This window comes from Krasilnikovia sp. MM14-A1259 (assembly GCF_047159535.1).
Lineage (GTDB): Bacteria > Actinomycetota > Actinomycetes > Mycobacteriales > Micromonosporaceae > Actinoplanes.
Window position 1 is genome coordinate 61,859 of sequence record NZ_BAAGAJ010000004.1, and the last position, 24,314, is coordinate 86,172.

Sequence of the window (24,314 nt, forward strand, 5' to 3'; positions counted from 1 at the left end):
GCCGAGGTTCCGCGTGGTCGACGACGAGATCGCACTGGGCGACCGTCATGGCCGCGGCCGCCAGCTGACAGCATCGACCCAGCACGCCGAGTGCAGAGAGGACGGCCATGACCCCGGGAACCGGTCCCCGCATCACCGCGACCGCAGGCGAGCTCGCGGCGGCGGCCGCCGCCGTCGACCCTGCCACCCCGGTCTATCTGGAGCCCGACGAAATCGAACCCGGCGCCGAGCCCGACGACCAGGACACCTGGGTGGTGCTGGCACAGGCAACCGCCGTCCCCGCCGGGGAGGACGGCGCCCCCGCCGGCCCCGGCGAGCGGATCGCCGTGCACGAAGTGACCGACCCCGACGGCGGCGTGCACCGGCACCTGGCCTCCACCACCGTGCTGACCCTGCGAGGCCGGCACCTGGCCACCGCCGGCGTGATCGGCGAGGCGGCCTTGCCCGCCGACCCGGAACAACGCCGGCTCGACGCCTTCGAGGACGACGACGACAAGACCCGGTACCTCATGGAGCTGCTCGACGCCGTCACCGGGCTGCGCGACGAACTGACCGACGGCCACGAGCGCAGCGGATTCGGGCCCGCCGCCTGGCGCCGGCTTCAGGCGGCCCAGGCCGCGCTCGAGCAAGCCGCGCGCCATATCGACGCCGCCACCGCCTATGGCCACACCTGCGGCCTGGTCAGCGCTGGCATCGTCGACGACGATCGGCCCTGCATGACCGCCCACATTGACAAGACGTTCGTGTACCTCCCCGAGCTGGCCTACGACGAGTGCGGCTGCCCCCGGCACGCCGCCGCGGTCCTCGCCGGCAACCCCGACGCCGTCGTCACCAAGATCAGCGACGGTGCCCGCGCGACGCTGGCCGGGCTGCTGCCCGCCGGAACCACGGTGCCACTGGACGCGGCGCGCCTGGGCGAGCCTGACCAGGACGAGCCGGCCACGTAGACCCCGACCCTGCGGCGCGTGCCGGTGCGCTCAGCAGCGGCCCAGGTCACCCGCCTGTCGGCGCTCTGCGTCCGGAGAACGGAGTGGGAGTGTGCTGATCGCGGCGGCCGCTTTGGCGCGGCGGGCGGTGCTGCAGGCGGGGTTGTCGCCGGAGGGTCTGAGGCCGCTGCGGGTGCACAGCAACGCGGTGTTTCTGTTGCCGGGTCAGCGGGTGGTCGTGCGGGTGGGCGGTGGCGCCGACGCGCCCGGCCGAGCGACCCGGGCGGTTGCCTGTACCCGGTGGCTGGTGGGGATCGCCTACCCGGCGGTGGAACCGCTGCCGGGCGTGCACCAGCCGGTCCTGCTGGCTGACGAGGCGGGCGGACACTGGGCGGCCACGTTCTGGCGCCAGGTAGACGTCGAGGACAGGCCGCCGGCCGCCGCGGACCTGGGACGGCTACTGCGCCGGCTGCACCACCTGCCCGCGCCGCCGTTCGAGCTGCCGTTCTTCCGGCCGCTGGAACGGCTGGTGGCCGCCGCGAGCGACAGCACGTGGCTGTCCAAGCCGGACCGGGACTGGCTGCTCGACCGGGCGGCGCACCTGCAGGCCGAGCTCGACGGCGCCGCGGGCCCGGCCGAATGTCCGGTCGGGCTGGTGCACGGGGACGCCCAGCTCGGCAACGTCCTGGCCGCCGTCGGCGGCCGGGCGGTGCTGGGTGACTGGGACGGGGTGGCCCTGGCGCCCCTGTTGTGGGATGTGGTGCCCACGGCGGTGGAGCCGCGTTTCGGCGGCAGCCCGCAGCTGTTGGAGGAGCTGCTGGCCGGGTACGGCGATGACCTCACGGGCGTGCCCGGCTGGCGGGTGCTGTACGACGTGTACGAGCTGCGGTCGGTGGCGGCGCACATCCGGCGTGCCCCGGAGTCGGCGCCGCACGCGGCCCAGGCCGCGCTGCGGATCGCGTCGCTGCGTGCCGGTGACCGGACGGTGCGGTGGAGCGCGGTCGGCTGAGACGTGTTCAGGCGGCGAGGTGCAGGCGCAGCCGGTCGCGGAAGTCCCGCACGGCGGGCCGGTCCGCGTACGGCTGCGAGTGGACCATGAGGGTGCCGAGGCGGGCTTGGACCCGTTGGGAGGCGGCGATCTCGTCGGCCAGCTTCAGGGCGGTGGTCCCGTCGGCGGCGGCCTGGTCCGGGTCGATGCCGGTGAACCGGGCCGTGGCCAGGCTGATGGTGTCGAAGACGGTGGAGCGGCCGAATCCGTGCGGGCGGGCGGCGAGCGCGGCGAGGGCCTGCCGTTCGGCGTGCACGGCGAGATCGCGGCAGTGGCCGGCGGCGTCCTGCCAGGCGAGGGCGGCGTTGCCGGCGAGTTCGGCGGGCCCGGTGTAGGCGATCAGGGCGTTGTCCGCGGTGAGGTCTGCCTGCGCGAGCAGGTCGTCGGCGAGCTCGAGCGCGGAGCGCATCTCGGGCAGCGCGCCGGGTCCGGTCGCGGCGAGCATCCGCGCTTTCAGGTTCCACAGCATCGCCTGCGCCGCCCGGTACTTGCCGCGGGGGAGCGTGTCGAGGCCGGCGTCGACGAGCCGCAGGGCGGTGGCCGGGTCGCCGAGGGCCCGGGCCTGCCGGGCCAGGTCGGCGAGCAGGCTCACCTGCAGCAGGGTGGCGCGCGGGTCGGTGGATTCCCGGGCGGCGTGCAGCCCGAGCACGAAGTACCGCTGTGCTGGGCCTTCCATCTGCACGTCGTGACTCATCCAGCCGACCATGCCCGCCAGCTCTGCGACGGCCGCCAGGGCCCGGTTGCCGACCGTGTCGGTGTAGGACGACTCGCGCAGTAGATCGACGGCGTACTTGAGCTGCCCGGCTGCGGCCTCGCGGCTGAGCCCGCCGCCGTCGCTGGCGTCCTCGGCGCCGAAGCGGGCGGTGGCCCGCTCGATGCTCTTGACCATAGGCAGCGTCAGCCGCGGCGTGCTGGTGTGCTCGCGGGCCGCCAGGCCGATCGTGGGTGCGGCGAGCCAGCGCAGCAGCGGGTCGGCCAGGGCGGTGCCGAGCGCGGTGGTGACCGCGCCGGCGAACAGCTGTCGCCTGGTGAGCATGTCTCTCCCGATGGTCGACGCCAGTTCCTCGAGCGTACGGCCGGCGACGCACGGGATCTGCTGCGGCGAGGCGGCCGGGGCGCCGTCGCGCAGGTGCGGCCAGATCACATCCACGGGGATCGTCACCTCCCACGCCGTGGATAGGACCGCGGCGACCAGGTCCGGGTGCTGGCAGTCGCTGCCGGCCAGCCACCGCTTGACCGTGGTGTGGTCGTAGCCGAGCACCAGATCGTGGCGCGCCGACCCGAGATCCGCGACGGCGGACCCGAACGCGTCGAGCGATGGGTAGCCGCTGCGCGCGATCAGGACGGCGAGGACCGGGTTCGCGATGCGCTCCGGCGGCGGCAGTTTCATGGTCCTCCTCGCTACGTGGTGGTGCCGAGGGGCGGTGCCGGGTCCGTAGGTTACTGCCCGCGAGAGATCGTTAGGGGCTTGTCGCCATCGCGCACCTTTCACGCACCCTGCCATCGACTTTCAACGATCTGTTGGTCGTCTTCTGCTGCTGCCAGTCTCGGCGGGCAACACCCGATCCGGCGCAGCGTCCCTGGTAGAGCCAGGCGCAGCTGCGCCCTGGCAGCAGGGAGATTTGGCCGTGCAGAGAGTCTTGGTCACCGGCGGTGCGGGGTTCATCGGCGCGCACTACGTCAAGCGGTTGCTGGCCGCCGGCGACAGCACGATCACCGTGGTCGACGCGCTCACCTACGCGGGACACCTGGGGAACCTGGGAGCCGCCCTGGACGACCCGCGGGTCACCTTCGTCAAGGGCGCACTCGAAGACCGGCCGCTGATCGACGGCCTGGTCGCCGACTGCGACGTCGTCGTGCACTTCGCCGCCGAGTCGCACGTGACCCGCTCACTCGGCGACGCCGGCTCCTTCGTGCAGACCAACGTGGTGGGCACCTTCCACCTGCTGGACGCGGCCCGCACGCACGGGGTGGACAAGTTCGTGCACGTCTCCACCGACGAGGTGTACGGGCCGCTGCGCACCGGCTCGGCCCGCGAGGGCGATCCGCTGCGCCCGAGCGTGCCCTACGCGGCGTCGAAGGCCGCCGCGGAGCAGATCGCCCTGTCGTACTTCCACACCTACCGGGTGCCGGTGTGCGTGACCCGCTCGGTCAACAGCTACGGCACCGGCCAGCACCCCGAGAAGCTGGTCCCGGCGTTCATCACCGGTCTGCTGGCCGGCCAGACCGTGACTCTGCACGGCCGCGGCGAGCACGTGCGCAACTGGCTGCACGTGCATGACAACTGCCAGGGCATCGACCTGGTCATGCGCAGAGGAGTACCCGGCGAGGCGTACAACATCGGCGGCGGCACCGACCTGACGAACAAGGAGATGACCGCGCTGATCCTCGCCGAGGTCGGCGCCGGCTGGGACCGCGTCGAGTACGGCCCGGACCGGCTCTCCAACGACATCCGCTACTCCATCGACACGAGCAAGGCCCGCGCCGACCTCGGCTACCAGCCGGCCTGGACACTGGCGGACGGCCTGGCCGAGACCGTGCGCTGGTACCGCGACAACCCCGACCGGTGGGACACCCGGCAGCCGGCCACGATCGGCGCCGGCGCGGGAAGTGGGGCCGGTCATGTCGGCTGACCTCACCGACCGGCCGGTGCTGGTCACCGCCGTCGGCGGAGCCCCCGGCTTCGACCTGGCCCGGATGCTGCAGCACCGCGGCTATCAGGTCATCGGCACCGACGCCAACGCCTACGCCGCCGGGCTGCTGCTGCCCGGCCTCACTCCCCGGCTGATCCCGCACAGCAGCGACGCCCAGTACACCAGCGCCCTGCTCGAGATCTGCCGCACGCTGCGCCCGGCCGCGCTGATCCCCACCGACGAGGGCGAGATCCTGCGCCTCGCCGAGATCTCCGACCACCTGGACGTCCTCGGCGTACGGACGTGGCTGCCCACCCCGGCGGCGATGACCGCCTGCCACGACAAGGCCGAGTTCCACCAGCGTGCCCGTCAGCACGGCGTCCCGACACCGGCCACGTGGCTGCCCGACGAGCTCGACCGGATCCCCGACGGCCTCGACCTCGTGGTCAAACCGCGGCGCGGGCACGGCGCCAAGAACGTGCAGTTCTGCCGCACCGTCAGGCAGGCGCGGGTGCTGTGCGAGCTCGTCGACGACCCGATCGTGCAAGAGCGCATCACCGGCAGCGAGTTCACCGCCGACTGCCTCATCGACCGCGCCGGCACCGTCTCGGTGATCCCGCGCTGGCGCCTGGCGGTCCGCAACGGGCTGGCGATAGCCGCCGCCACGTTCCACGACGACCAGGTGGCCCAGACGGTCACCACCACCCTCGCCGCGCTCGGCATGACCAGCCTGTGCTGCGTCCAGGGCTTCGTCAGCGACGGCGACGGCCCGGCCCGGGTCGTGATCACCGAGGTCAACGGGCGCATCGCCGGCGCGTTTCCGGTCAGCGTCGCCGCCGGCGCCGACCTCATCGGCCAGTTCCTGGGCGGCCTGTTCGGCCGGCCCGTCGACCACGACCGGCTCCGCTTCACCCCCGGCATCCACCTGATCAAGTACGTCGACACGATCGCCGCCGGCCCGGCACCCCTCGCCGCCGTCCGGCCGATTCCCGCCCCGGTGCCCGTCACCGACCTGGTCGGAGGACCCCGATGACCATCACCCTGCCCGGCGGTGTCGGCCGCAACGCCGGCCCGATCCTGTACGGACCCGAGATCGACGCGGCCGCCGCCGCCCTGCGCGCCGGGCACTACGGCCACGGCCCGCTCACCGTGCGCTTCGAGCAGCAGCTCGCCGCGTTCCTCGGCGTGCCGGACGTCGTCGCCGTCGCCACCGGCACCGTCGCGCTGCAGTTGGCGCTGCTCGCCGCCGGGGTCGGCCCCGGAGACGAGGTGATCGTCCCGTCGCTGACGTTCTGCTCCAGCGTCCAGGCCATCGTCGCCACCGGCGCCCGCCCGGTGTTCGTCGAGGTCGACAAGACCAGCCTGTGCGTCCGCGCCGACGAGGTCCTGGCCGCGCTCACCCCGGCGACCAAGGCGGTCCTGCCGGTGCTCTACTGCGGCCGGGCCGTCGACCTCACCGCCATCCAGCCACACCTCGACGAGCGCGGCATCGCCATCGTGGAGGACGCGGCGCAGGCCTTCGGCTCCGACCTGCACGGCCGGCTGGTCGGCAGCAACCCGCAGCTGCTCACCTGCTTCTCGTTCGGGCCGATGAAGAACCTCACCTGCTGCGAGGGCGGCGCGATCGTGCCCCGCACCCCCGAGCAGGCCACAGTGCTGCGCCGGATGCGGACCGTCGGCATCGCCCAGAGCCTGGCCCAACGGTCGGCGTCGACCACCTACGACGTCATCGGCTTCGGGCTGCGTGCGCACCTGCAGTCGCTGAACGCCGCGATCGGCTCGGCCCAGCTCGCCCACTTCGATCAGGTGTGCACCATCCGCCGGCGGCTGTGGCATCGGTACGCGACGGCCCTGGCCGGCCTGCCCGACGTCGCGCTGACCGACGTGGACATCGACCACACGATCCCGTTCAACCTCGTCGTCCAGGTACCCGACCGCGACCGGGTCTTCCACCAGATGCACGACGCCGGGATCGGGGTCGGCGTGCACTACCCGCCCAACCACCTGCAGCCGGCGTTCGCGGCCTGGACGACCAGCCTGCCGGTCACCGAACAGATCGGCGCGCGGGTGCTGAGCCTGCCGTTCCACCCCTCGCTGCCCGTCGACGACGTCGACCAGGTCGTCGCCGCCCTGCGCGACGCCCTCCACGGCTGACGCCGGCACCGTCCCGCCGGCGCGGCCGCGGCCGCCCCTCTCTTGAACGGAGCTCCTCTGATGCTGCCGACCCAGCAGCCGCCCCCGCCCCTGATCCCCACCACGGCCAAGGTCCTGCCGGCCCCGCTCGGCGCCGACCTGCGCCGGCTGGCCGCCCAGCCGTCGGCCCAGTTGTCGGCCATCCGCGAGGTCGTCGCCGACCCCGGCCTGCCCGGCTGGACCGTCGACACCATCCAGCGGGTCCTGGCCGACGACGAGCACCTGGCGGAGATCGCCGCGCAGTCGTTCGCGCACCCGAACGGCTTCGACTCCGTCCCGTTGGAGAACAGCCACCCCAGCCACCGCGTCCGCCTGCACGTGTGGTGGCCCGACAGCCCGCTCACCCTCGAGGACGTGCACAACCACGCCTGGAGCTTCGGCTCCCGGATCATGACCGGCGCGCTGAGGTTCCAGACGTACCGCCTCTCAGCGGAGGGGGCGCCGTTCTTCCACTACCCGTGGCAGCTCGGCGGCGGATTCGCCTACGACGCCAGCAGCGTGGCCACGGTCCGGCTGGCCCCGGTCCTGGACGCCACGTTCGCCGAGCACACCCACTACACCTTCGACCTGCACGAGCTGCACCGCGTCGCGCCGGTCAAGACGACGCAGCCGGTCAGCACGCTGGTGATCATCGGGAGCTGGCAGCGCGACGGCTCGGACGTCTACACCGAACAGCCCCGCCACGGTCAGGGCTACCGGCCGCTCCAGGACCCCTATTCGCCGCGGCAGCTCGCCGAGCGGCTGCGCCGCTACCTCGACTGCCTCTGATGACCCACCCCGGCCCGGGCCGGCGCCGCGCGGCGGCCCGGGCTGCCCCGACCGCCACGAGAGAGGGGGCGGCCCGATGCCGCCAGCATCACCGGCCCGCCGGATCCTGGTCGTCTGCCTCGGCAATCACTGCCGCAGCCCGCTCGCCGCCGCGATCCTCGCCCACCGCGGCGGCCCGTCGGTCGCCGTCCGCTCGGCCGCCCTGCACGCCGGCCGCCTCGCCGGCCAACCCGCACACCCACTGATGGTCGAGGCCGGCGCGGCACGCGGCTACGACCTCACCGGCCACCGCGGTGTCCAGCTCACCGACGACATGCTGCGCTGGGCCGACACCGTCCTGGCCATGGACCGCACGATCCTCGACCACCTCCAGGCCCGGAACGGCGACCGGCGCAAGCTGCGCCTCTACCTGCCCCACGCCGACGTCCCCGACCCGTGGGGAAAGACCCCCGCCGACTTCGTCGCGTGCGCCGCGCTGATCGCCCACGGCGCCGATCAACACCTGGCATAACGCCCACCATCACCAGAAACCGGCGTGCGCCGGGTCGCTAAACTGCCCCGAACCCGGTCTGGCACCCCACGATCCCGAATTGGCGAGGCATGTCCCTCTACGGCACCCAGCACCTGCGCCAACTCCGCATGATCGTCACCGGTGGCGGGACCGGCGGGCACACCTACCCGGCGCTGACCACCGTCACCACCCTGCAGGCGCGGCTGGCCGAGACCGGCGCTACGCCCGAGCTGCTCTGGGTCGGCGTCGCCGACGGCCTGGAAGCCACGATCGCCGAACGCCACCACATCCCGTTCCGGGCGATCACCACCGGCCGGCTGCGCCGCTCGCCGAACCCGCGCGAGCTGGCCCGCAACGTCGTCGACGCCTTCCGCATCCCGTACGGCGTCGCCCAGGCCGCGCTCACCGTGGCCCGCACCCGGCCGTCGGTCGTGCTCAGTACCGGCGGCTACGTGTCCGTCCCCATCGGCCTGGCCGCCCGCCTGTTCCGGGTGCCCTACCTCCTCCACGAGCAGACGCTCAGTCTCGGCCTCGCCAATCGCATCCTCGCCCGGGTCGCCACCCGTATCCTGCTCAGCCACGAGGCGTCCCTCAAGCACCTCCCCGCGCCGTCCCGCCGCCGTGCGGTCGTCACCGGAAATCCGGTGCGGCCGGCGGTCCTGCGGGGCGATGCGGCGAAGGGGTTCGCCGCGTACGGCCTTGACCCGGCCATCCCTCTGGTGCTGGTCACTGGCGGCGCCACCGGCGCCCAGCAGATCAACCGGATGCTCGCCGGGGCGCTACCCGGCCTGCTGCCGCACTGCCAGATCGTGCACCAGTGCGGCAGCCTCAACCACGCCGAGATGCAGCAAGCGGCGCGTGAGCTGCCACCGCAGCTGGCGCACCGCTACCGCGTCGTCGACTTCATCCATGACGAGCTGCCCGACGTGCTCGCCGCCGCGGCGATCGTCGTCGCGCGTAGCGGCGCCGGGACCGTCGCCGAGCTCACCGCCCTCGGCAAGGCATCCGTGCTCATCCCCTACCCGGTGTCCGCCGGCGACGAGCAGCGCATCACCGCGCGGCACCTCGCCGACCAGGGCGCCGCCGTCATGCTCGACGGCGACCAGGCCACCCCGGAACAGCTGCACGCCGCCATCACCAGCCTGCTGACCGACCCCCGCCGCCGTGCCGCGATGTCGCAAGCGGCCGCCGCGCACGGCCGACCGGACGCCGCCGCGAGGGTGGTCGGCGAGATCCTCACGGTCGCCAGCCGCGGCCGAGGGCCGGCAGAACCGGCGGGGTGAGCTTCCGATCGGTGGGGCGGGTCAGGCCGTCCACTCGACGCGATACGCGTCGGCCTGGGACTCCCAGTCCTCGCCGGTGCGCTCTTCGCCGGTGTGCTCCTCGTCCGCGTGCTCCTCGCCCTGCCGCTCCCACACGGCCTGCGCGTACTCCGGGCTCTCGAGGTAGGCGATCGCCGCCTCGACCTGATCGCGCCACTCGCCGACCGGCAGCCCTCGCCTGTGGGCCTCCACGATGTCGCGCTGCTCGTCGGCCTGCGCCATCTCGACGAGCTCCGCCTGCTCCACCAGATCGGCGGTGCGGGCGAGCGCCGGGCCGAGCCCCGGGTCCATCAGGACCGCGGCGTGGGCCCGCTCCACCTCCTGAGCCGACTCCAGCAGGGACTCGGTGACCATTCTGGCGATCGTCACGTCGTGCTCAGGACCGGTCGTGGTCATGGTCTTCCTCCCGTGGCGCAGTGCTCGTGGTGGTCGGCCGCGGCGTACAGCAGCAGCGTGACCTGATGGGCGGGCAGGGACAGTTGTAGCTGGGCGACCAGTTCCTCGCCGGTCAGGGCGCAACCCGGGGAGGCCTGGCCGCTGAGGTAGGCGCCCAACGCCTGCACCGCGGCGTCGGCCATCCGCCGGGCGTCGCCCCCGCCCAGCCGCAGCGCGGCCGTGGCGATCGAGTCCCGGACACGGCAGCCGAACAGGCGCTCGTCCAGCCTCGCCGCGGCGGCGCGCAGCACCACGCCGGTCCCGAACCGGCCGGTGCGGAACGGGCAGAGCGCCAGGCAGTCGACGTCGCAGTGGGCGGCGCACCCGACGCACCGTCCGTCGTGGCCGTACTCACGGGTGAGGGTCGAGGGCAGCACGCGAGTCACCGCTTCCCCGCCGTGGGCCGGGCCTGCGGGCATCCCTCGTGGATGGTCGTGCACCAGTGCATCCCGGCGAACGTGATCCCGCCCGGCTGGTAGGCGCCGATTGCGAGGCCGCGGGCGAGGGCGTTGAACGCGTCGGCGCAGTGCTTGCCGCCGTACTGCAGATCGTCGCCGTGCGAACCGATCACGGTGGCCGCGTCGGCCGCCTCGGCCATCCGGCGGGCGGCGTCGACGTGGCGTAGCCGCCCGATGTGCAGCGGCACCGCCATCTCCAAGGCGATCGGCAGGACATCCGGGAACGTGGCGCCGGGGGTGTTGCCGTCAGGCATCGTCATGCTCCTTCCTCTATCGCAAATCATAATATGAAATGCGATAGACGGGAAGGGTGATCGAGGGCCGTCAGGCGGGCTGCACCCCGTGTTTGCGGGTGATCAGGACGTCGAGCTGGGGATTGGCGGTCCAAGCTGCGCCCCAGCCGCCGTCGAGCTCGTCGACCAGGGACAGCCGGTAGGTGCTGTGGCAGGCGCGGCACTGGACCAGCCGGTCGTCGGCCGGCGGCTGCAGGGCGACGCTCTGGCCGGGGCAGCACGGCACCCAGGCGCGCACGCGGTCGCCGGGGGCCGGCGCGGTGTGGGTGCTCCACGTCTGGGTCTCGAGGTCGACGGCCTGCTGCTGCCAGCGCTCGGCGGACTCCAGCAGCGCCCGGCGCCGGGAGCTGCCGTCGAGCAGGGCGTCGGCTTGGTCGCGGTCTCTCTGCGCGGATCGTCGGCACCCGTCGGCGCCGGTGCCGGTGCCGGGGTAGGGCTCGCGGCCGGGCCAGTGACCCATGTCGGGCTCCTTGCGATGAGTAGGGGATCGGTCCAGGTGCGGCGGGAAGCCACCGGTCAGCATCGGTCCTCATTGGGCGGTGCCCTGCGTCCCCGAACTGCGGCCGCATCGACATCGAACAGGGCCAGCTGCCCGGGAAAGCGAGGCCCGGCGGGCGGGGGCGGTGGCACGTAGTCGCGGCCGCGCACGTTCCGTGGGGTGATCGCGAGGAGAGCCAGGCGGGCCATCTGCTGTCCGATCCCGCGGGTGCCGCCGAGCGGCTGCTCGACGTTTCGGCCCCACGCCTGGCTGGCCAGGGCGACGTACGCCCGGCCGGCCATCACCGTGACCCGCGGCGCGTCGAGGACGCCCAGCCGGGCCGCCTGCTCGCGCACCTGCTTCGCGGTGACGCTGCCCCGCTGGCCCATCCGCAGGTCGTACGGCTCGATCACGGTCGACGGGTCCAGCAGCCCGAACTTCGCCGAGATGATGAGCACCCGCCCGCCGCGGGTGGCCGCGGCCCGCGCGCACGCCCGGTGATAGCTGCCGACGTACATTTCGCCCGCGGGTGCCGGCCGGTCCAATTTGCGGCTGCCGCACGGAATGACGACGACCTCGCGCGGGTCCGCGGCGGCCGCCCGCTCGGCGATGATCCGGGCATGGTCCTCGGCCCGCTGCTGGGCCCGCGCCCTCTGGGCGGCGTCGTACGCCTCCTGCAGGTCCGCGACCCGCTCGGCCAGGGCCAGGGCCAGGGCGCCGTGCCCGCGCTGCGTCGCGAGTTGCTGCTGGTGGTTCAGCGCCGTGTACCGCACGGCAGGGGTGGGCTCGACCTTGAGCGTCCGGATGGACGCGGCCACGTCTTCCTCGATGCGGGCGGCGGCCGTGCGGGCCTCGGCGAGCTGATCGGCGTCGTACAGCACGGTCGCGGGCGCCAGCCACATCGGCACGGCGCTGGCGTAGTGGGCCACCGCGGCGCCGGTGACGGCGTCGAACACCCGGCACCCGTCGGCGGAGAACCGGGACAGCAGGGGACGCGCGGGGTCGATGTCGCGGCCGTAGTACAGCGCGAGGGCGGGGCGGCCGGCGGCGTGCCACGTCTGCCGGACCGGGACCGGGGTGACGCCGGCGGCCGCGATCTGCTCGGCGGTCGCTCGCAGACTGGCGACCTGCGCGGCCACCGCCGCGGCGTGTTCGGCCTCGGCGCGTTTGACACGGGCGGCGAGGCGCTTGGCGAGCCGGGCCGCCTCCGCGCGCTCGGCGTCGATCCGCGCGTTCTCGGCCAGGGCGACGGTGTGCTGCACGACGAGCGGGAACGCGCGCACCGGCAGGCGTCGCAGGATCGAGCAGCACCGGCGGCAGGTCGCCTCGGTCGCCTCCGCCACCTGGGCGTGCCCGGCGAGGAACGCCGGCCCCTGCTGGTCGACCATCACGGCGAACCACTCGCCGTCGTCCGCGTCGCCGCTGTCCCCGTCGGGCGCGACGTTCACGACGGCGACCTCGCACAGCGCCGCCGCCGGCCGGCGCCAGCTCACCACGTGCAAGCTCCCGCGGGCGGTACCCCGCAAGGGTTTGGCCAGGACGAACGTCCAGTCGGTCAGCGTCACCCGCAGGTCCGGGGACTTCTTCACGGTGGTGCTCATGCGACGTCGAGGGGCAGGCCCAGCGCGCCGAGCCACCGCTGCACGACCTCCGCGATGTCGGCGGCGTGCAGCCGCCGGTGCTGCCGCCGCAGGCGCTCGAGCTCGGCGTGCAGCGCGAGGATGGCCTGCCCGTCACGGGTCTGCGGGTCCGGGAACTGCGCCGGCTCCGCCGGCGCCTCGCCGCGGATGGCGAGCTGCTGGCCACGACGGTGGAACTCGGCCGCCAGCTCGCTCATCCGCGGCGCGATCACCCGATGGAGCCGGTCGATGTTGTGCCCGGCATCGGCGATCCTCGACGGGGCCAGGTGCCAGGCGTGGAAGCCGCGCAGCTCCTCGTGGTCGTCGCGGGCCAGCCAGTCGGTGACCAGGGCGCGCACGATGTCCGCGGTCCGTCGCCGGGTGCCGTCCGGGGCGTCCGCGCCGCCGACCCGGCACACCGACAACCACCGCCCGCCAGGCTCGTCCAGGCGCTCGACGCCGAACGTGGCGCCGCCGGCGAGAACGACGGTGCACACGACCGGCGCGTCGGGAAGGTCCTGGTCGCGGTAGAAGGGGATCGGGCCGTCGACCCGGCCGTAGCGCAGATACACCCGCCGCCCGGTGTCGTCGTCGGGGGCGCGGGAGTACGCGTCGGGCTCGACCGTGAACGCGCCCACCTTGGCCACCTGGTAGACGACCCGGCCGTACTCATCCGGGGTGGCGGTGAACGCCAGCCGGCGCCCGGCGGCGGTCATGACCTGCTGCTGCATCGAACGTGTGCCTCTTCCCTGGTCGAGCCGCGCTCGTGCGGCCCTCCGGTCCAGCTGCAGACCGGAGGCCGCATCGCGGCATCTCACATGTCCTATCGCAGATCATAATATGTAATGCGATAGAAGGGGAAGGTGTCGGGGCAGGGCGGACCTGGTGGTCGCGAATCGGTGTTCCTCCGCGGAGCGCGCACTCCCTCGCTGCCGGTGGGCGGCCGAGTGGCGCAGGTCGACGAGCTCGTGCCGTGGGGCGGCTGTCGACCGGGACTGTCCGGTCGAGACGGTCGGCCGGGCGCCGGTGTGGTGTGGCTCGGCGGTCATCCGCGCGGGCGCTGTCGTGGCCGGCCTGGTGCTGCTCGTCCACATCGCAGCGTTGAGGCCGGCGCCACGGGGGAAGCGCCGGCCTCAACATCAAGTGTGCCGCTGCTGGTCAACGACCGCCATCGACATTCGCTGTCGGGGGACCGGTTGCGCGCGGTGCAGCCAGAACCCGGGGCCGTGCGCGTCGTGGTGACGGCGTCCAACCTGCCAGCCCGGGACGCGGGCGAGCTGCTGCCAGCTCCACGGCTCGGCGCCGGCCTGCCATCCCCGCTCGGGATCGTCCATCACGAACGGCTGCTCTGGGGTGACCTGCGCGCCGAGGCCCGCCCCGTACAGGCGCCCAGGCTTGAGCCGGACCAGGACCCGATCGCCGGGCACGTCGAGCCGGCGGGGCTCCGCGGTCAGCACCGGGCAGGCCAGGCACTCGCCGGTGGCGGCGCACGGACCGTACCCGCCCCACCGCGCCCGGCGGGTGTCCTGCGACTCGACCAGCGTCGGATAGCTGCGTGGCCGTAGCGCGCACTGGGCCCGGTCGGCGCCGATGTGGGCGTTGAGCGACAGGCGGTTCCAGCCGTCCCCGTCGGGGCCACCGGGCCGGTGCGCGGGGGCGGACAGGTGGATGGGCACACGACCTCCAGGGCGAGAAGGGGGAGTCCCGGGCCGCGTCGTGTCGCGGCCCGGGTGCGGTGCCGGTCAGCGGTTCCAGACGCGAACGGTTTCGATCTTGCGTAGCGGCGCGTCGGAGGGTCCGGCGAAGTAGGGATCGATCCAGCGGTGCTCGACCCGGGTCCGGCCGCGGCCGACGTGGTAGCGGCGCCAGTGCCCGATGACCTCGGTCTGGTGGGTCCACCGGTAGCCGCTGGTGCGGCCCGGGCCGGTGCCGGTGCGCTGACGCGGCCGCATCCGGATGATCTGCACACCGTCGGTGCTGACCCGTGCGCGCCGCAGCTTGGGCTTCAGCGTGGGCGGGGCTGCCGCCGGGGTCGTCTGCGCGAAGGGCTGCTGCATCAGCAGCCACGCCGCGCGGACCGTCAGCGCCCACGCGGCCGTCGAGTCGGGCGGGAACTCGATGCGGGGCAGCTCCCCGAAAGGCCAGCCGGCCTCGTTGTCGGGCAGCAGCGGATCGGCGGTAGCCAGTCCCAACTCGACGGCGGTCCGCCGGCACTCACGGAGGTAGCGCGCGTGCGGCTGCGCCGCCCAGAAGGTGAACCACACCCCGCCCGGGTGCCACGCGGGCGGCCGCGGTGTCGGGCCGTCCCACGGACCCCAGCTGACCGCGGCGATCTCGATCGACGTTCCCCACTGCGACGGGAACGCCGCCAGCGGCTCGGCGAAGACCATGAAGCCGCGCTCAGACGGCGGGTCGTAGGGGTGGAGCTCGTGGCGCGGCAACTGCCGTCCCGCGTGGATGGCCAGCTGCGTCATCTCCGGGCTCACCCAGTAGAGCGAGCCGTCGGCGACCCGGGCGTGCTCCTGGTGGGCCAGCGTGGCGACGTTGTCCTTCAGCGAGGCGCTGCGGTCGACGCCTTGCGACTGGCTACCGGACTCGATCATCGCCCGGTAGAAGTTGCGGCCCTCGATCTTGAGCCAGTGGCTGATCATGCCCCGGATCGCGGGTACCCGGCGCGGGTCGGGCGCCCGCCACGGCCCGGCCGCCAGCGGTGACGGCGGGCCGACCACGACGGCCGGACCCGCACTGCCGAGCGGATGCGTCAGGCCGAACATCTCGACGCCGTCCAACGGCATGTCATCCATGACCTCGCGCAGCAGCCTCGACAGCTGGCGCCGCCCGATGCTCGGAATCTGATCCATGACCCCCGTCGCCTCCCCAACCGATCGCTATCATAAACCATAATATGACCTGCGATAGGAAGGGAAGAGGATTGATCCGGTCTTTCGCGGCGGTGGCGACGCGGGACGTGAGCCCCGTCAGGCCTGGCCCTGCTCCGGCGTCCCTGGCGGGCTACCTGCGCCATTGCACGGGTCTGCAGGTGGCGGGGTGGTCGCGGTCGTGCGCCGCGGCGGCTGCTCGAGCACCGGGTGTCCCGGGTGGCCGGTCAGCGCTCGGCGCCGGTGGGCGGCGATCGCAGCCTGCGTCGCCACGACCACGGCGTGCGCGGCCCGCCTCGGCGCCTGCTCCAGCAGCCGGACGTCCTGCCCGGCGATCTCGTACGCGTTGTGGTGGCCCATCGTGGCCGGCGCGGGTTCCTGCGGCCCTGCGGCCAGCTCGCGGGGCCGGCCGAGCTGGCGCAGCTCCGCGGCGTACGCCGCGCCGGCGCTGGCGAGGTAGTCACGCCGCCACCAGCGGCACATGCTGGCGTGCCAGGCCGGTTCGCTGTCCTCGCCCACCCGTAGCCACGCCCGGTACCGGCGCGTCGCCGCCAGCGCGGCCGCGTCCAGCCGCTGCAGCACCCCGGGCAGGCTCGCGGTGAGGTGCTCGACCACCGGCCGCAGCCCGTAGAACGCCAGCCGGGTATCACCGCCACGATGCCGCCAGTCCACCCGCGTGGTGTCGACGTCGTGCGCGGTGATGATGGCGATCGCGACGTCGGTGCGGATGCGGCCCAGCCCCGCCGATCCCGAGACGTCCACATGCCCCCAGCTGCGGGCGTCCTCACTGCACGGATCGATGCACTCGGGCTCGGTGGCCTCCGCGGCGATGTCGGGATAGCGGCCCTCGAGGTCCTGCATCCGCCGGCGTGCCAGCGCCTGCTCGATCGGGTCGCCCAGCCGGGCGCCGGCGAAGGCCCGCAGCTTGGCATACCGGGCGCGCAACGCCGCCGGGGCGATGGGGTCATGCGCGACCTGCTCGTTGACGTGGCTGGCGGCGGTGCGGCGGTGCACGGCGGCGGTCATGGACGTCCTTCCTGGCCAGCGCGTCGCCGCGCCCGCAGTCCTCTATCTAAAAGCATATTATGCATGACGATAGACGGCGGGTTGGGTGGACCGACCTCGAGAGCGAGGATGACCGGCGAAGCCGACTGGCCGCGGCGCGGCGGCTGGGGTGACGATGCGTTTCGCTGAACTTGACGCCGAACTACCGGCCGGCGCTAGAGATGTTGACGGCGGCGGGCCGGGCCCCGGCGTGCACCCGGTTCGAGCTGACCCGCCGCGGCGTCGGTGCTACGCGCCGGCGCGGTCGGCCGGGGCCGTCGGCTCGGACAGCTTCGGTAGTGCCAAGGTCAGCCGCTGCGGGGTCACCCGCAGCAACTGCGCCAGCATCGGCGCATGGGCCTCGGCCAGGCCGCTGCGTCCCTGTTCCACAAAGGCGTACGCGGCGCGGGTGATGCCCAGCGCTCGGGCGACCTCGGCCTGCGTCATGCCCCGCCGGGTCCGGAGCTCCTGCAGCGTGGGCGGGCCGGTCCTCGCGTCGGATTTGTCGGCGGGCTCGCCGTTGCCCTCAGCGGCCTTGCCGGGGACCTGCAGCCCGGCGAGCTCGGCAACGTCGACCTCGAAGAGGTCGGCGAGTACCCGCAACACCCGCGCTGAGGGCCGCCGGCCGGCCTCGTACTGACTCACCGCGACCGTCAGGGTGGCAATGCGCCGGGCCGCCTCGGTCAACGACGGCGTCTGCTCCCGATCCGTGGTCTCGGCCTCGAACAACTTCTCGGCGATCCCGCGCTGCGTGAGGTCGCGTGCCACGCGGCACCGGCGGAGCCGCCCGCCGAGGGTCTCGTCCTTCACCGCCCGCTCCTGTCCGTCGATCGGGGCGACCCGGGGCGATGTCCCGCAGGTCGGTAAACGGCCCGATGCTATCACAAGACATAATATGCTTTGGCGGTTGGTTGGGCTCGCGCATCAAAACTGTCGGATGCGCCGCTTATGGTGCCGGCCATGGATGCGTTGCCGCAGACACGCGAGGACGACACCCGAGAAGTCTGGGCCTACGGGATGAACGTCCACATCGACCGGGACCACGACGAGCTGCCCGCGCCGCTCAGCGAGGAGCAACGAGCCGCCCGGCAACGACAGGTGAACCTGTACGCCAAACTCGTTCTGGTCAAACTCGACGCGGACCTTTCCCGGCTCGCCGAGGCGGCCCGACAGTGCCGGGAGATCGCCGCCCACGCCGTCGCGCAGGGCGACGACCCGCACAGCGACTACGCGGGCGGCTACGCGTGCGGGGCCGAACTGGCCGACACGGCGATCGCCATGATCCGTCGAGCCCACGCCGACGTACGCCCGGCCGCCCGGCAGCGGCTGCTGCGCCGGGCGCAGCGCGACACCGCCGGGTTCTCCGAGCCGAGCATGGCGACGCGGGCCCGCCGCTGGCTGCAGACGTCGCTGCACAACACCCGCTGGCTGCGTAAGCCGCGTCGGCTGCGCTCCTCGTGGCGCCGCCGCCGCGACGAACTGGCCGGGGTGCAGATCCGATACCGGGAGCCGGCCACCGTGGCCGACTACGGGCAGGTGGAGGCGCACCTGCACGACAAGGTGATCGGCCGCGCCGGGTACCAGGCCTGCCCGCAGTGCCGGCGCGGTCTGCTGTGCAAGGTAAACGCGTACGCCCCGTACGAGGGCGTCGGCCTGGGAACACTGCTGGTCAGCGCCTGCCTGACCGCCGGTGGCCTGCCCACCGACGGCTACACCTGGTACACCACCGCCCAGTACGACGAGGCCCGCGGCTTCTGGCGGGCCATGGGCCGTACCCACCGCACCCCGTTCACCGCCCCGCTGCAGCCGCAGTGCCCGCACATGCGACGACCAGCGTCTTCTCTATCTGACCTCGACATCGTGTGACGGCATCGTGACCGCCCGCCCGGGTATGCCGCTAAGAACCCGGGCCGGCAGGGTGGATTTCCCGCGTCGGGGGAGCTACCGGCGTGGAGCCGCGCCGACGTGGGCGCCGTGCTGGAGCTGCCGTACGCGGCGTTTGGCGCGCCGATCGGCACCCGCCGCAGCTGCGGCGCGGTTCGCCGGATGCGGCAGGCCGGGCGAGCGCGGCGGCCGGCGGCGCGACCGCAGGACTTCCGCGGCCTCGACACCAATCGACGAGGCGACGGCGACGACGAGGGCCGCGATCAGGATCCAGCGCTCCCACGGACTGCCCACTACCAAGGTGATGTGCACCCGACGGCCCCTTCCCCCCGTTGACCAGCCGCGGCGGGTCGTGATCACCGCGGATCTCCACTATCGCCGGGCGGGTGCGCGGTCGCGTACCCCGCAGGGTGCAAACCGGGAGCCGCTGCGGGGCGGCCAGCCCGGGGCAGGCGCGAGGCGGACCCGCGCTGGTGATGACGAGCGGCATGGCCCGCAGCGGCCCGGGTGGGCAGTGCGACGGGGTGTGTCAGCGGCGGTCCGGGTCGGGTAACCCGTGCCAGCCGATCACCAGACGGCCGGCGTCGGTGACCTCGATGCCGAGCTGGTCGAGCGAGGTGATCCCGGACGCGGCGAACTCGTTCACCCGGCGCAGCACCTCGGCCTGGCTGTGCTCGGCGGGCCCGTAGGACTCGACCGTGGTCACGACCCAGTCGGGCCGGCCGCCGTCACGGTGGGCGTGCAGCAGCGTGCAGGCACCGGTCTCGGGCTCGATCAGCCCGAACCGGGTGCCGGCGCCGGGCCCGCCGTAGACGGCGATCTGCTCGGCGTAGTCGGTGCCGAGCAGCAGGTTCCACACCGCGGGCCAGGCGGGCAACGGCCCGACCTCGGCGGTGGCCGTCGGGCCCTGCAGCAGGCGGCCGGGCAGAGCGCGGCGGGCCGCGACGGTGCAGGTGACGATCCCGGCCCCGTACGCCTGCATGTCGATCAGAGGGGTGCCGGGCAGGGCCTGGCGGATGGTGAGCGACGCGACCGCGTCGACCGGCGCGGCGACGTCGTCGCGCAGCGGCATGAACCCGCCCGGGATCAGGGCAACACTGCGCAGCCCCGCCGGGGTGCGCTGCAACACGGCGATGATCTGCAGGGCGCTGACGCGCAGCGGCACGATCAGCAGCCCGCCGGGGACGAGCTGCGCGCACCAGTGGTCGGGCACGTGGTCGGTGGAGGCGGTCACGATGATCCGGTCGAACGGGCCGCCGTCGATGGGCGCCCGGCCGTCGGCCACGGCAGTCGCCACCGGGTACCCGCCGGCCTTGAGCGCCGCGGTGGCGTCGGCGACGAGGCCGGGGTCGATGTCGACGGACGTGACCCGGCCAGCGGCGCCGACCAGGCGGGACAGCAGGCCCGCGTTGTAGCCGGTCCCGAGCCCGATCTCCAGCACCCGGTGGCCGTCGCGAACGTCGAGGGCCTCCAGCATCTCCGCCATGATCCACGGCTGGCTCGACGAGCTGGTCGGCGCGCCGTCGCGCTCCTGCACGATCAGCGACACGTCCGCGTACACCGCGGCCAGCCCACGGCGCGCGGCGATCTCGGGCACGAAGTCCTCCCGCGGCACCGACAAGAACGCGTCCGTGACGGCGGCCGACCGGATGACATCGGCGGCGGTCAACTTGGCGACGAGCGCCGCACGCAAGTCGAGGGAGGAGTCCACGGGCCTACGCTATCGGTCACGGGTCTACAACGGAGAGCCACGACGGCGTGAAAGGTGCAGATGGTGCAGCGCCCGCAGGTCAAGCCCGAGCACACCCCGTACCGGACCGCCGGCGCCCGGATCCGGATCGGCGGCGTGGCGTACGGCGCCGCAGCCGAACTCGAGGACCCGACCGGCGCGGTGTGGACGATGCTGGGCGCCGCGGACGGCACCCGCAGCCCGCACGACATCCTCACCACGGTCCGTGGCGTGCACCCGGACCTGGACCCGCAGTGGCTGGAGTCCTGGCTGGACACCCTGTGCGCCTCCCCGCACCTGGAAGACGCCGGCGCGGCCGCCCCGGCCGCGGTGACCAGCCGGGACCGGATCCGCCACGACCGCGGCCGCCGTCTGCTGCGCTGGATGGACCCGCGGCCCGGGGTACAGCCGTGGGCGGCGCAGGCCCGGCTGCGCGCCAGCACCGCCGTGGTCCTCGGCGTGGGCGGCACCGGCGCCGCGGCGGCCACCGCCCTGGCCGCGTCCGGGGTCGGCCGGCTGGTCCTGGTCGACGGCGACCACGTCGAGTTGTCCAACCTCGGCCGACAGGTGCTCTACACCGAGGCCGACGTCGGCCAGCCGAAGACGGAGGTCGCCGCGGCCCGGCTGCGCTCGCTCAACCGCGACATCGCGGTCGACGTCGAGGCCCGCCGCGTCGAGCTGCCCGCCGAGGTCGCGGCGCTCGCCGCCGCCGCGGACGTGCTGCTGCTGTGCGCGGACACCCCGCGCGACCTGCGGATCCGGGTGAACCGGGGCTGTCTGCAGGCGGGCACCGCGTGGGTCGACGCCGGCTACCACGGACCCCTCGTGCAGGCCAGCGCCTACACGCCCGGCACCTCCGCGTGCTGGGAATGCGTCCGTACCGTCGAGGCCGACCGGCACCGCGCCATCCGGGCCGTCGGCGCCGACACCGCGGCGGCCGCCGTGCACCCCAACGCGGTCAACGCCGTCTCCGCCGGGATGTCCGGCCACCTCGCCGCGCACCTGGCGATCTCCCTGCTCACCGGTATCCCCGCCCTGCACCACGGCACCGTCTACACGATCAACCTGCTCAACCCGGCCGCGACACCGGTGCACCACAGCACGCCGCAGCGGGCCGACTGCCCCGCGTGCGGCAACCACCCCGGCGGCCCGCCGCCAACACCAGGAAGGAACCCCACATGAGCACCGATCAGCAGCAGACCCCGCCCGCCCTGCCCGCGCCGGTGATCCGGCCCCTGCCCGAAACCGACACCGGCACCCTGAGCAACCCTGACGGCAACCCGTCCGGCGACTGACCAGCACACCCGACAAGCACGCCGACGAGCCGCGCAGCCCTCCTGGACGGGCGGGGGTTGAGGCTCGCCGTTCCGGCGCGTAGCGGTGTGGCCTGCCCTGACGCGATGAAGCCCCGACCCAAGAAGGTCGGGGCTTCATCGCGTCAGGGTTGGTGCCGGCTACCGCAGCCGTAGGCCCTGATGCCGGCGGACCGAGCCGATCATCCGGTCGAAGATCTGCCGGATCATCTGGTCGCGGTTGCCGCGCAACGTGGTCATGCCGAGCTCCTTGCCGACCGCGTGCAGGTCCGCATTGCGCAGGCCGGCGAGCAGCTGCGCGACGCCGGCCTCGGTGTACTGGCCGCCGTCGCCGGCGCGGGTCTGCTCGCGGATCTGGTTCAGTAGGCTGACCGCGGCTTCCGCCGATGCGGCTGCCTGTTCGCCGGCGTACGAGGTGGCGGCGGCCGAGCTGGTCGGCTGCGGGTTGGCCCACCGGTCGGCGCGGTCCTTGACGAACGCCCAGTTGTCCTCGGTGGCGGCGCGGTGCTGCAGCCGGGCGGCGGCCGCGGCGACCTTTCGCCGGTCGTCGTCGGTCCAGGAGGCGACCCATTCGGGCTCGTTGTCCGCCCGGTACAGCAGGGTGCCGTCGAGGCGGCCCTGCTCGGCGTCGGCCAGCCACGCCCGATGGTTGTGCTCGGCGCGGGCGGCGACCCGCTCGCGCAGCTGGGCGGGGCTGCCGCTGGTGTCGACGTCCATGCGCTCGGCCAGGTAGGCGACGTCGCGGTCGGACAGCGGGGCGAGCATGGACTCGGCCTGCACCTGGTCGGTGGAGCGGATCCGCTGCAGGGTGTCGGCCAGGTTCCGGTTGCGGTAGATCCGGATCGTGTGCTGGTAGCCGCCGCCCAGGGCCAGGGCCGCGTGCTGGGTGCGCTCGCCCGCCTGCTGCTGGTCGGTGTGCGGGGTGATGGAGACGTCGCTGTGGCCGCAGAGCTTGAACAGCGCGGCGTCGACGCTCTCCCGGTCGAAGTGCGCGGGCAGCGCGTCGCGCAGGTCGGCCAGCGGCACGCCGTCACCGTCTTCGCGGGCCAGCCGCCCGTAGGCGGCGCGGATCTCGGCCTCCAGCTCGCGGGTGTCGGCCTTGATCGCGGCGTCGCTGGGCCGGTCGGGAAAGAACGTCTCGGTCGGCGTGAACGTCGCGGGCCTGTGCTGGCAGCTCGGGCAGCCGCCGGGCTGCTGCTGCCGCGGGCCCACCACGTAGCGGCAGTTGTCGCACTGGTAGTAGCCGTCGACGCTGCGGCCGGCGGACCTTACCGGCTCGGCCACTGGTGACTTGTTGCCCTGCTCGGCCGTGGCCATTGATTCCTCCTGCCGTTCGGGATCGGGTGCTTGGTGGCCACCCGCCTGTGTGGATTGTGCCAGCGTTGCCGGACCGGCACCGAGAGTGAACGTCTCGGTCTCGCTGCCGGGTCGCATGAGGTTGCCGGTGTCGGCGACGGCGTCGGCGACGCGGCCGTCGCGGGCGTTGAAGTCGGCGAGGGCGGCGTGCAGGTGCTCACCGGCGGTGTCGAGGTGACGGCGGGCACCGGCCAGCGCGGTGGCCGCGTCGCGGAGGGGAGCCAGGGTGGTGGCGGCCATCGCCTGGGTCTCGAACAGGTCAGCGGCCTTGGCCAGCACCGCGGCCATGCCGGCGATCTCGGCGGCCTGCGTCTCGCTGGTGGCCGCGGCGGCGGTGAAGCCGGCCCGGATCTGTTCCGGGCCGACGGCGTCGATCACGGTGGTCATCAGCTGGTCCTGTCGTGGCAGCAGGGGCAGGCGTCGGGGTCGCCCAGGGCGGTGTCGGGGTCCGGCAGCGGGCAGCTGCAGCCGCAGCGGGGGCAGCGGGGAAGCCGGCCCTGCCTGCTGGGCTGGTGCTTGCAGTCGCACAGCCCGCCGGCCGGGCACTCGTACACGGCCAGCACGGCCCGGTCCCGCTGCGGGTCCGGGAGGCTGGCGGGTTCGCCGGGGTCAGGCATCGCCCGGCTCGCTCTGCTGCGCGGTGGCGTGGGTGGTCAGCACGTCGTGCGCGTCGACGTGCACCTCGTCGCCGGTGCCGGTCAGGATCTGCAGCCCGGCCCGGGTCAGTGTGTACCGCACGTCGGTGTACTCCTGGACCGTGTCGTCGTGGCGGACCACGGTCAGCGTGGTGGCGCGCTGCATCCCGTCACGCTCCCCGGCTGGTGGTCCGGGCGGCCGCGCGGCGTCCCTGGTGGCGCTCGACGGCCAGGGCGGCCGGGATCAGCGCGGCGGCGGCCGCGGTGACGACGGCCGCGGACAGGCCGGTAGTGGCGCGGGCGGCGGCGACGGCGGCGAGCAGCATCGCGGCGTAGTGCAGTGATTGATCGACGTGATAGTTGAACTCCGACCAGCTCGTGCCGCCGTGCAGAGCCACGACTTTCCGCACGATCCATCGCCGGTCGATGACGGCGTGGGTCGCGCCGCTGACCGCGAGGGCTGCGACGAAGCCAGGGCGCGTCAGCGGCACGACCAGGGCGAGCAGCACCATCGCGGCGGCCTGGCAGGCCAGATAGGTGGACACGTGGGCCAGGCAGTGGATCCAGCCGGTCCACGGGTGCACGCCGGCGGCGAGCCGTTCGTCGGCCGGGCGGCCCTTGCCGGCGGCGATGGCGTTGGGCTGCATCGGGTGGTCGCCGATCATGTGCCCGGTCAGCAAGCCGGCGAACACCACGGCGGTGATCGCCGTGGTGGCGATGGTGGGCTCGGTCATCATGGGGGTGCCTCTCTGTGAGGTGGTGGGCGGCCCGGGGCTTGTCGTGGGCGTAC

Annotated in this window: 27 protein-coding genes; 10 read left to right on the forward strand and 17 right to left on the reverse strand. The window is 73.6% G+C overall.

The genetic code is table 11. The features are described 5' to 3' along the window. The first annotated feature begins 107 nt into the window (after positions 1–107). Positions 108–947, forward strand: a complete 840-nt coding sequence (locus tag ACMCNK_RS36215; RefSeq protein ID WP_412741221.1) for a hypothetical protein — start codon at positions 108–110, stop codon at positions 945–947. Positions 948–1,038: 91 nt separating this feature from the next. Next, positions 1,039–1,935, forward strand: coding sequence for a phosphotransferase family protein (locus ACMCNK_RS36220; protein ID WP_412741222.1), 897 nt, complete (start codon positions 1,039–1,041; stop codon positions 1,933–1,935). Between the two features lie 7 nt (positions 1,936–1,942). Here the strand turns inward: ACMCNK_RS36220 and ACMCNK_RS36225 are convergent, their stop codons facing one another. Further along, entirely contained in the window at positions 1,943–3,364 is a 1,422-nt protein-coding gene (locus tag ACMCNK_RS36225) for a hypothetical protein (protein WP_412741223.1), read from the reverse strand. Positions 3,365–3,602: 238 nt separating this feature from the next. On the opposite strand from ACMCNK_RS36225, the gene ACMCNK_RS36230 reads away from it, so the two are divergent. The 6 genes from ACMCNK_RS36230 to ACMCNK_RS36255 all read left to right on the forward strand — a co-directional run bounded on the left by ACMCNK_RS36230 (position 3,603) and on the right by ACMCNK_RS36255 (position 9,362). Beyond that, positions 3,603–4,607: a dTDP-glucose 4,6-dehydratase gene (locus ACMCNK_RS36230; RefSeq protein ID WP_412741224.1), complete on the forward strand. Its 1,005-nt coding sequence runs from the start codon at positions 3,603–3,605 to the stop codon at positions 4,605–4,607. Beyond that, positions 4,597–5,640 (forward strand): ATP-grasp domain-containing protein, encoded by a 1,044-nt coding sequence (locus ACMCNK_RS36235; protein ID WP_412741225.1) that lies wholly within the window; start codon positions 4,597–4,599, stop codon positions 5,638–5,640. Before ACMCNK_RS36230 ends, ACMCNK_RS36235 begins: the two co-directional genes overlap by 11 nt. After that, the gene (locus ACMCNK_RS36240; RefSeq protein WP_412741226.1) at positions 5,637–6,761 is read left to right on the forward strand and encodes a DegT/DnrJ/EryC1/StrS family aminotransferase; all 1,125 of its coding nucleotides are present in this window, start codon (positions 5,637–5,639) and stop codon (positions 6,759–6,761) included. Before ACMCNK_RS36235 ends, ACMCNK_RS36240 begins: the two co-directional genes overlap by 4 nt. A gap of 60 nt (positions 6,762–6,821) precedes the next feature. Further along, positions 6,822–7,568, forward strand: coding sequence for a hypothetical protein (locus ACMCNK_RS36245; protein WP_412741227.1), 747 nt, complete (start codon positions 6,822–6,824; stop codon positions 7,566–7,568). A 76-nt stretch (positions 7,569–7,644) separates the two neighbouring features. After that, positions 7,645–8,079: a low molecular weight protein-tyrosine-phosphatase gene (locus ACMCNK_RS36250; protein WP_412741228.1), complete on the forward strand. Its 435-nt coding sequence runs from the start codon at positions 7,645–7,647 to the stop codon at positions 8,077–8,079. A gap of 89 nt (positions 8,080–8,168) precedes the next feature. Further along, positions 8,169–9,362 carry a UDP-N-acetylglucosamine--N-acetylmuramyl-(pentapeptide) pyrophosphoryl-undecaprenol N-acetylglucosamine transferase gene (locus ACMCNK_RS36255; RefSeq protein WP_412741229.1) on the forward strand — a complete coding sequence of 398 codons (1,194 nt, stop codon included), beginning with the start codon at positions 8,169–8,171 and terminating at the stop codon, positions 9,360–9,362. Between the two features lie 21 nt (positions 9,363–9,383). Here the strand turns inward: ACMCNK_RS36255 and ACMCNK_RS36260 are convergent, their stop codons facing one another. The 10 genes from ACMCNK_RS36260 to ACMCNK_RS36305 all read right to left on the reverse strand — a co-directional run bounded on the left by ACMCNK_RS36260 (position 9,384) and on the right by ACMCNK_RS36305 (position 17,417). Then, on the reverse strand, positions 9,384–9,797 hold the full coding sequence (locus tag ACMCNK_RS36260; protein WP_412741230.1) for a hypothetical protein: 414 nt from the start codon (positions 9,795–9,797) through the stop codon (positions 9,384–9,386). Further along, positions 9,794–10,213, reverse strand: coding sequence for a hypothetical protein (locus ACMCNK_RS36265; RefSeq protein ID WP_412741231.1), 420 nt, complete (start codon positions 10,211–10,213; stop codon positions 9,794–9,796). The genes ACMCNK_RS36260 and ACMCNK_RS36265 overlap by 4 nt, the downstream gene beginning before the upstream one ends. Before the next feature lie 5 nt (positions 10,214–10,218). Then, complete coding sequence (locus tag ACMCNK_RS36270; protein ID WP_412741232.1) at positions 10,219–10,554, reverse strand: hypothetical protein; 336 nt, start codon at positions 10,552–10,554, stop codon at positions 10,219–10,221. Positions 10,555–10,618: 64 nt separating this feature from the next. Next, positions 10,619–11,047 carry a hypothetical protein gene (locus ACMCNK_RS36275; RefSeq protein ID WP_412741233.1) on the reverse strand — a complete coding sequence of 143 codons (429 nt, stop codon included), beginning with the start codon at positions 11,045–11,047 and terminating at the stop codon, positions 10,619–10,621. Positions 11,048–11,103: 56 nt separating this feature from the next. After that, positions 11,104–12,666 carry a DUF6884 domain-containing protein gene (locus ACMCNK_RS36280; protein WP_412741234.1) on the reverse strand — a complete coding sequence of 521 codons (1,563 nt, stop codon included), beginning with the start codon at positions 12,664–12,666 and terminating at the stop codon, positions 11,104–11,106. Next, positions 12,663–13,415 carry a hypothetical protein gene (locus tag ACMCNK_RS36285; protein WP_412741235.1) on the reverse strand — a complete coding sequence of 251 codons (753 nt, stop codon included), beginning with the start codon at positions 13,413–13,415 and terminating at the stop codon, positions 12,663–12,665. The genes ACMCNK_RS36280 and ACMCNK_RS36285 overlap by 4 nt, the downstream gene beginning before the upstream one ends. A gap of 408 nt (positions 13,416–13,823) precedes the next feature. Then, positions 13,824–14,360 (reverse strand): hypothetical protein, encoded by a 537-nt coding sequence (locus ACMCNK_RS36290; protein WP_412741236.1) that lies wholly within the window; start codon positions 14,358–14,360, stop codon positions 13,824–13,826. A 66-nt stretch (positions 14,361–14,426) separates the two neighbouring features. Further along, the gene (locus tag ACMCNK_RS36295) at positions 14,427–15,545 is read right to left on the reverse strand and encodes a hypothetical protein (protein WP_412741237.1); all 1,119 of its coding nucleotides are present in this window, start codon (positions 15,543–15,545) and stop codon (positions 14,427–14,429) included. 117 nt (positions 15,546–15,662) lie between these two features. Beyond that, entirely contained in the window at positions 15,663–16,589 is a 927-nt protein-coding gene (locus tag ACMCNK_RS36300) for a hypothetical protein (protein WP_412741238.1), read from the reverse strand. A 267-nt stretch (positions 16,590–16,856) separates the two neighbouring features. After that, positions 16,857–17,417, reverse strand: a complete 561-nt coding sequence (locus ACMCNK_RS36305; RefSeq protein ID WP_412741239.1) for a helix-turn-helix domain-containing protein — start codon at positions 17,415–17,417, stop codon at positions 16,857–16,859. 150 nt (positions 17,418–17,567) lie between these two features. On the opposite strand from ACMCNK_RS36305, the gene ACMCNK_RS36310 reads away from it, so the two are divergent. Continuing rightward, on the forward strand, positions 17,568–18,473 hold the full coding sequence (locus ACMCNK_RS36310; protein WP_412741240.1) for a hypothetical protein: 906 nt from the start codon (positions 17,568–17,570) through the stop codon (positions 18,471–18,473). Positions 18,474–18,548: 75 nt separating this feature from the next. Here the strand turns inward: ACMCNK_RS36310 and ACMCNK_RS36315 are convergent, their stop codons facing one another. Beyond that, positions 18,549–18,803 (reverse strand): hypothetical protein, encoded by a 255-nt coding sequence (locus ACMCNK_RS36315; RefSeq protein ID WP_412741241.1) that lies wholly within the window; start codon positions 18,801–18,803, stop codon positions 18,549–18,551. 217 nt (positions 18,804–19,020) lie between these two features. Next, positions 19,021–20,202 (reverse strand): protein-L-isoaspartate O-methyltransferase family protein, encoded by a 1,182-nt coding sequence (locus ACMCNK_RS36320; protein ID WP_412741242.1) that lies wholly within the window; start codon positions 20,200–20,202, stop codon positions 19,021–19,023. Positions 20,203–20,265: 63 nt separating this feature from the next. On the opposite strand from ACMCNK_RS36320, the gene ACMCNK_RS36325 reads away from it, so the two are divergent. Beyond that, positions 20,266–21,402, forward strand: a complete 1,137-nt coding sequence (locus tag ACMCNK_RS36325) for a ThiF family adenylyltransferase (protein ID WP_412741243.1) — start codon at positions 20,266–20,268, stop codon at positions 21,400–21,402. A 272-nt stretch (positions 21,403–21,674) separates the two neighbouring features. Here the strand turns inward: ACMCNK_RS36325 and ACMCNK_RS36330 are convergent, their stop codons facing one another. From ACMCNK_RS36330 to ACMCNK_RS36345, 4 genes are read right to left on the reverse strand one after another with little or no spacing between them, the layout of a single operon-like run. Further along, positions 21,675–23,276, reverse strand: coding sequence for a hypothetical protein (locus ACMCNK_RS36330; RefSeq protein WP_412741244.1), 1,602 nt, complete (start codon positions 23,274–23,276; stop codon positions 21,675–21,677). Beyond that, positions 23,276–23,506 carry a hypothetical protein gene (locus ACMCNK_RS36335; RefSeq protein WP_412741245.1) on the reverse strand — a complete coding sequence of 77 codons (231 nt, stop codon included), beginning with the start codon at positions 23,504–23,506 and terminating at the stop codon, positions 23,276–23,278. The genes ACMCNK_RS36330 and ACMCNK_RS36335 overlap by 1 nt, the downstream gene beginning before the upstream one ends. Beyond that, positions 23,499–23,690: a hypothetical protein gene (locus ACMCNK_RS36340; protein ID WP_412741246.1), complete on the reverse strand. Its 192-nt coding sequence runs from the start codon at positions 23,688–23,690 to the stop codon at positions 23,499–23,501. Before ACMCNK_RS36340 ends, ACMCNK_RS36335 begins: the two co-directional genes overlap by 8 nt. A gap of 4 nt (positions 23,691–23,694) precedes the next feature. Beyond that, a complete protein-coding gene (locus ACMCNK_RS36345; protein WP_412741247.1) occupies positions 23,695–24,258 on the reverse strand; it encodes a DUF3307 domain-containing protein in 564 nt (187 codons plus the stop codon). Positions 24,259–24,314: the final 56 nt, after the last annotated feature.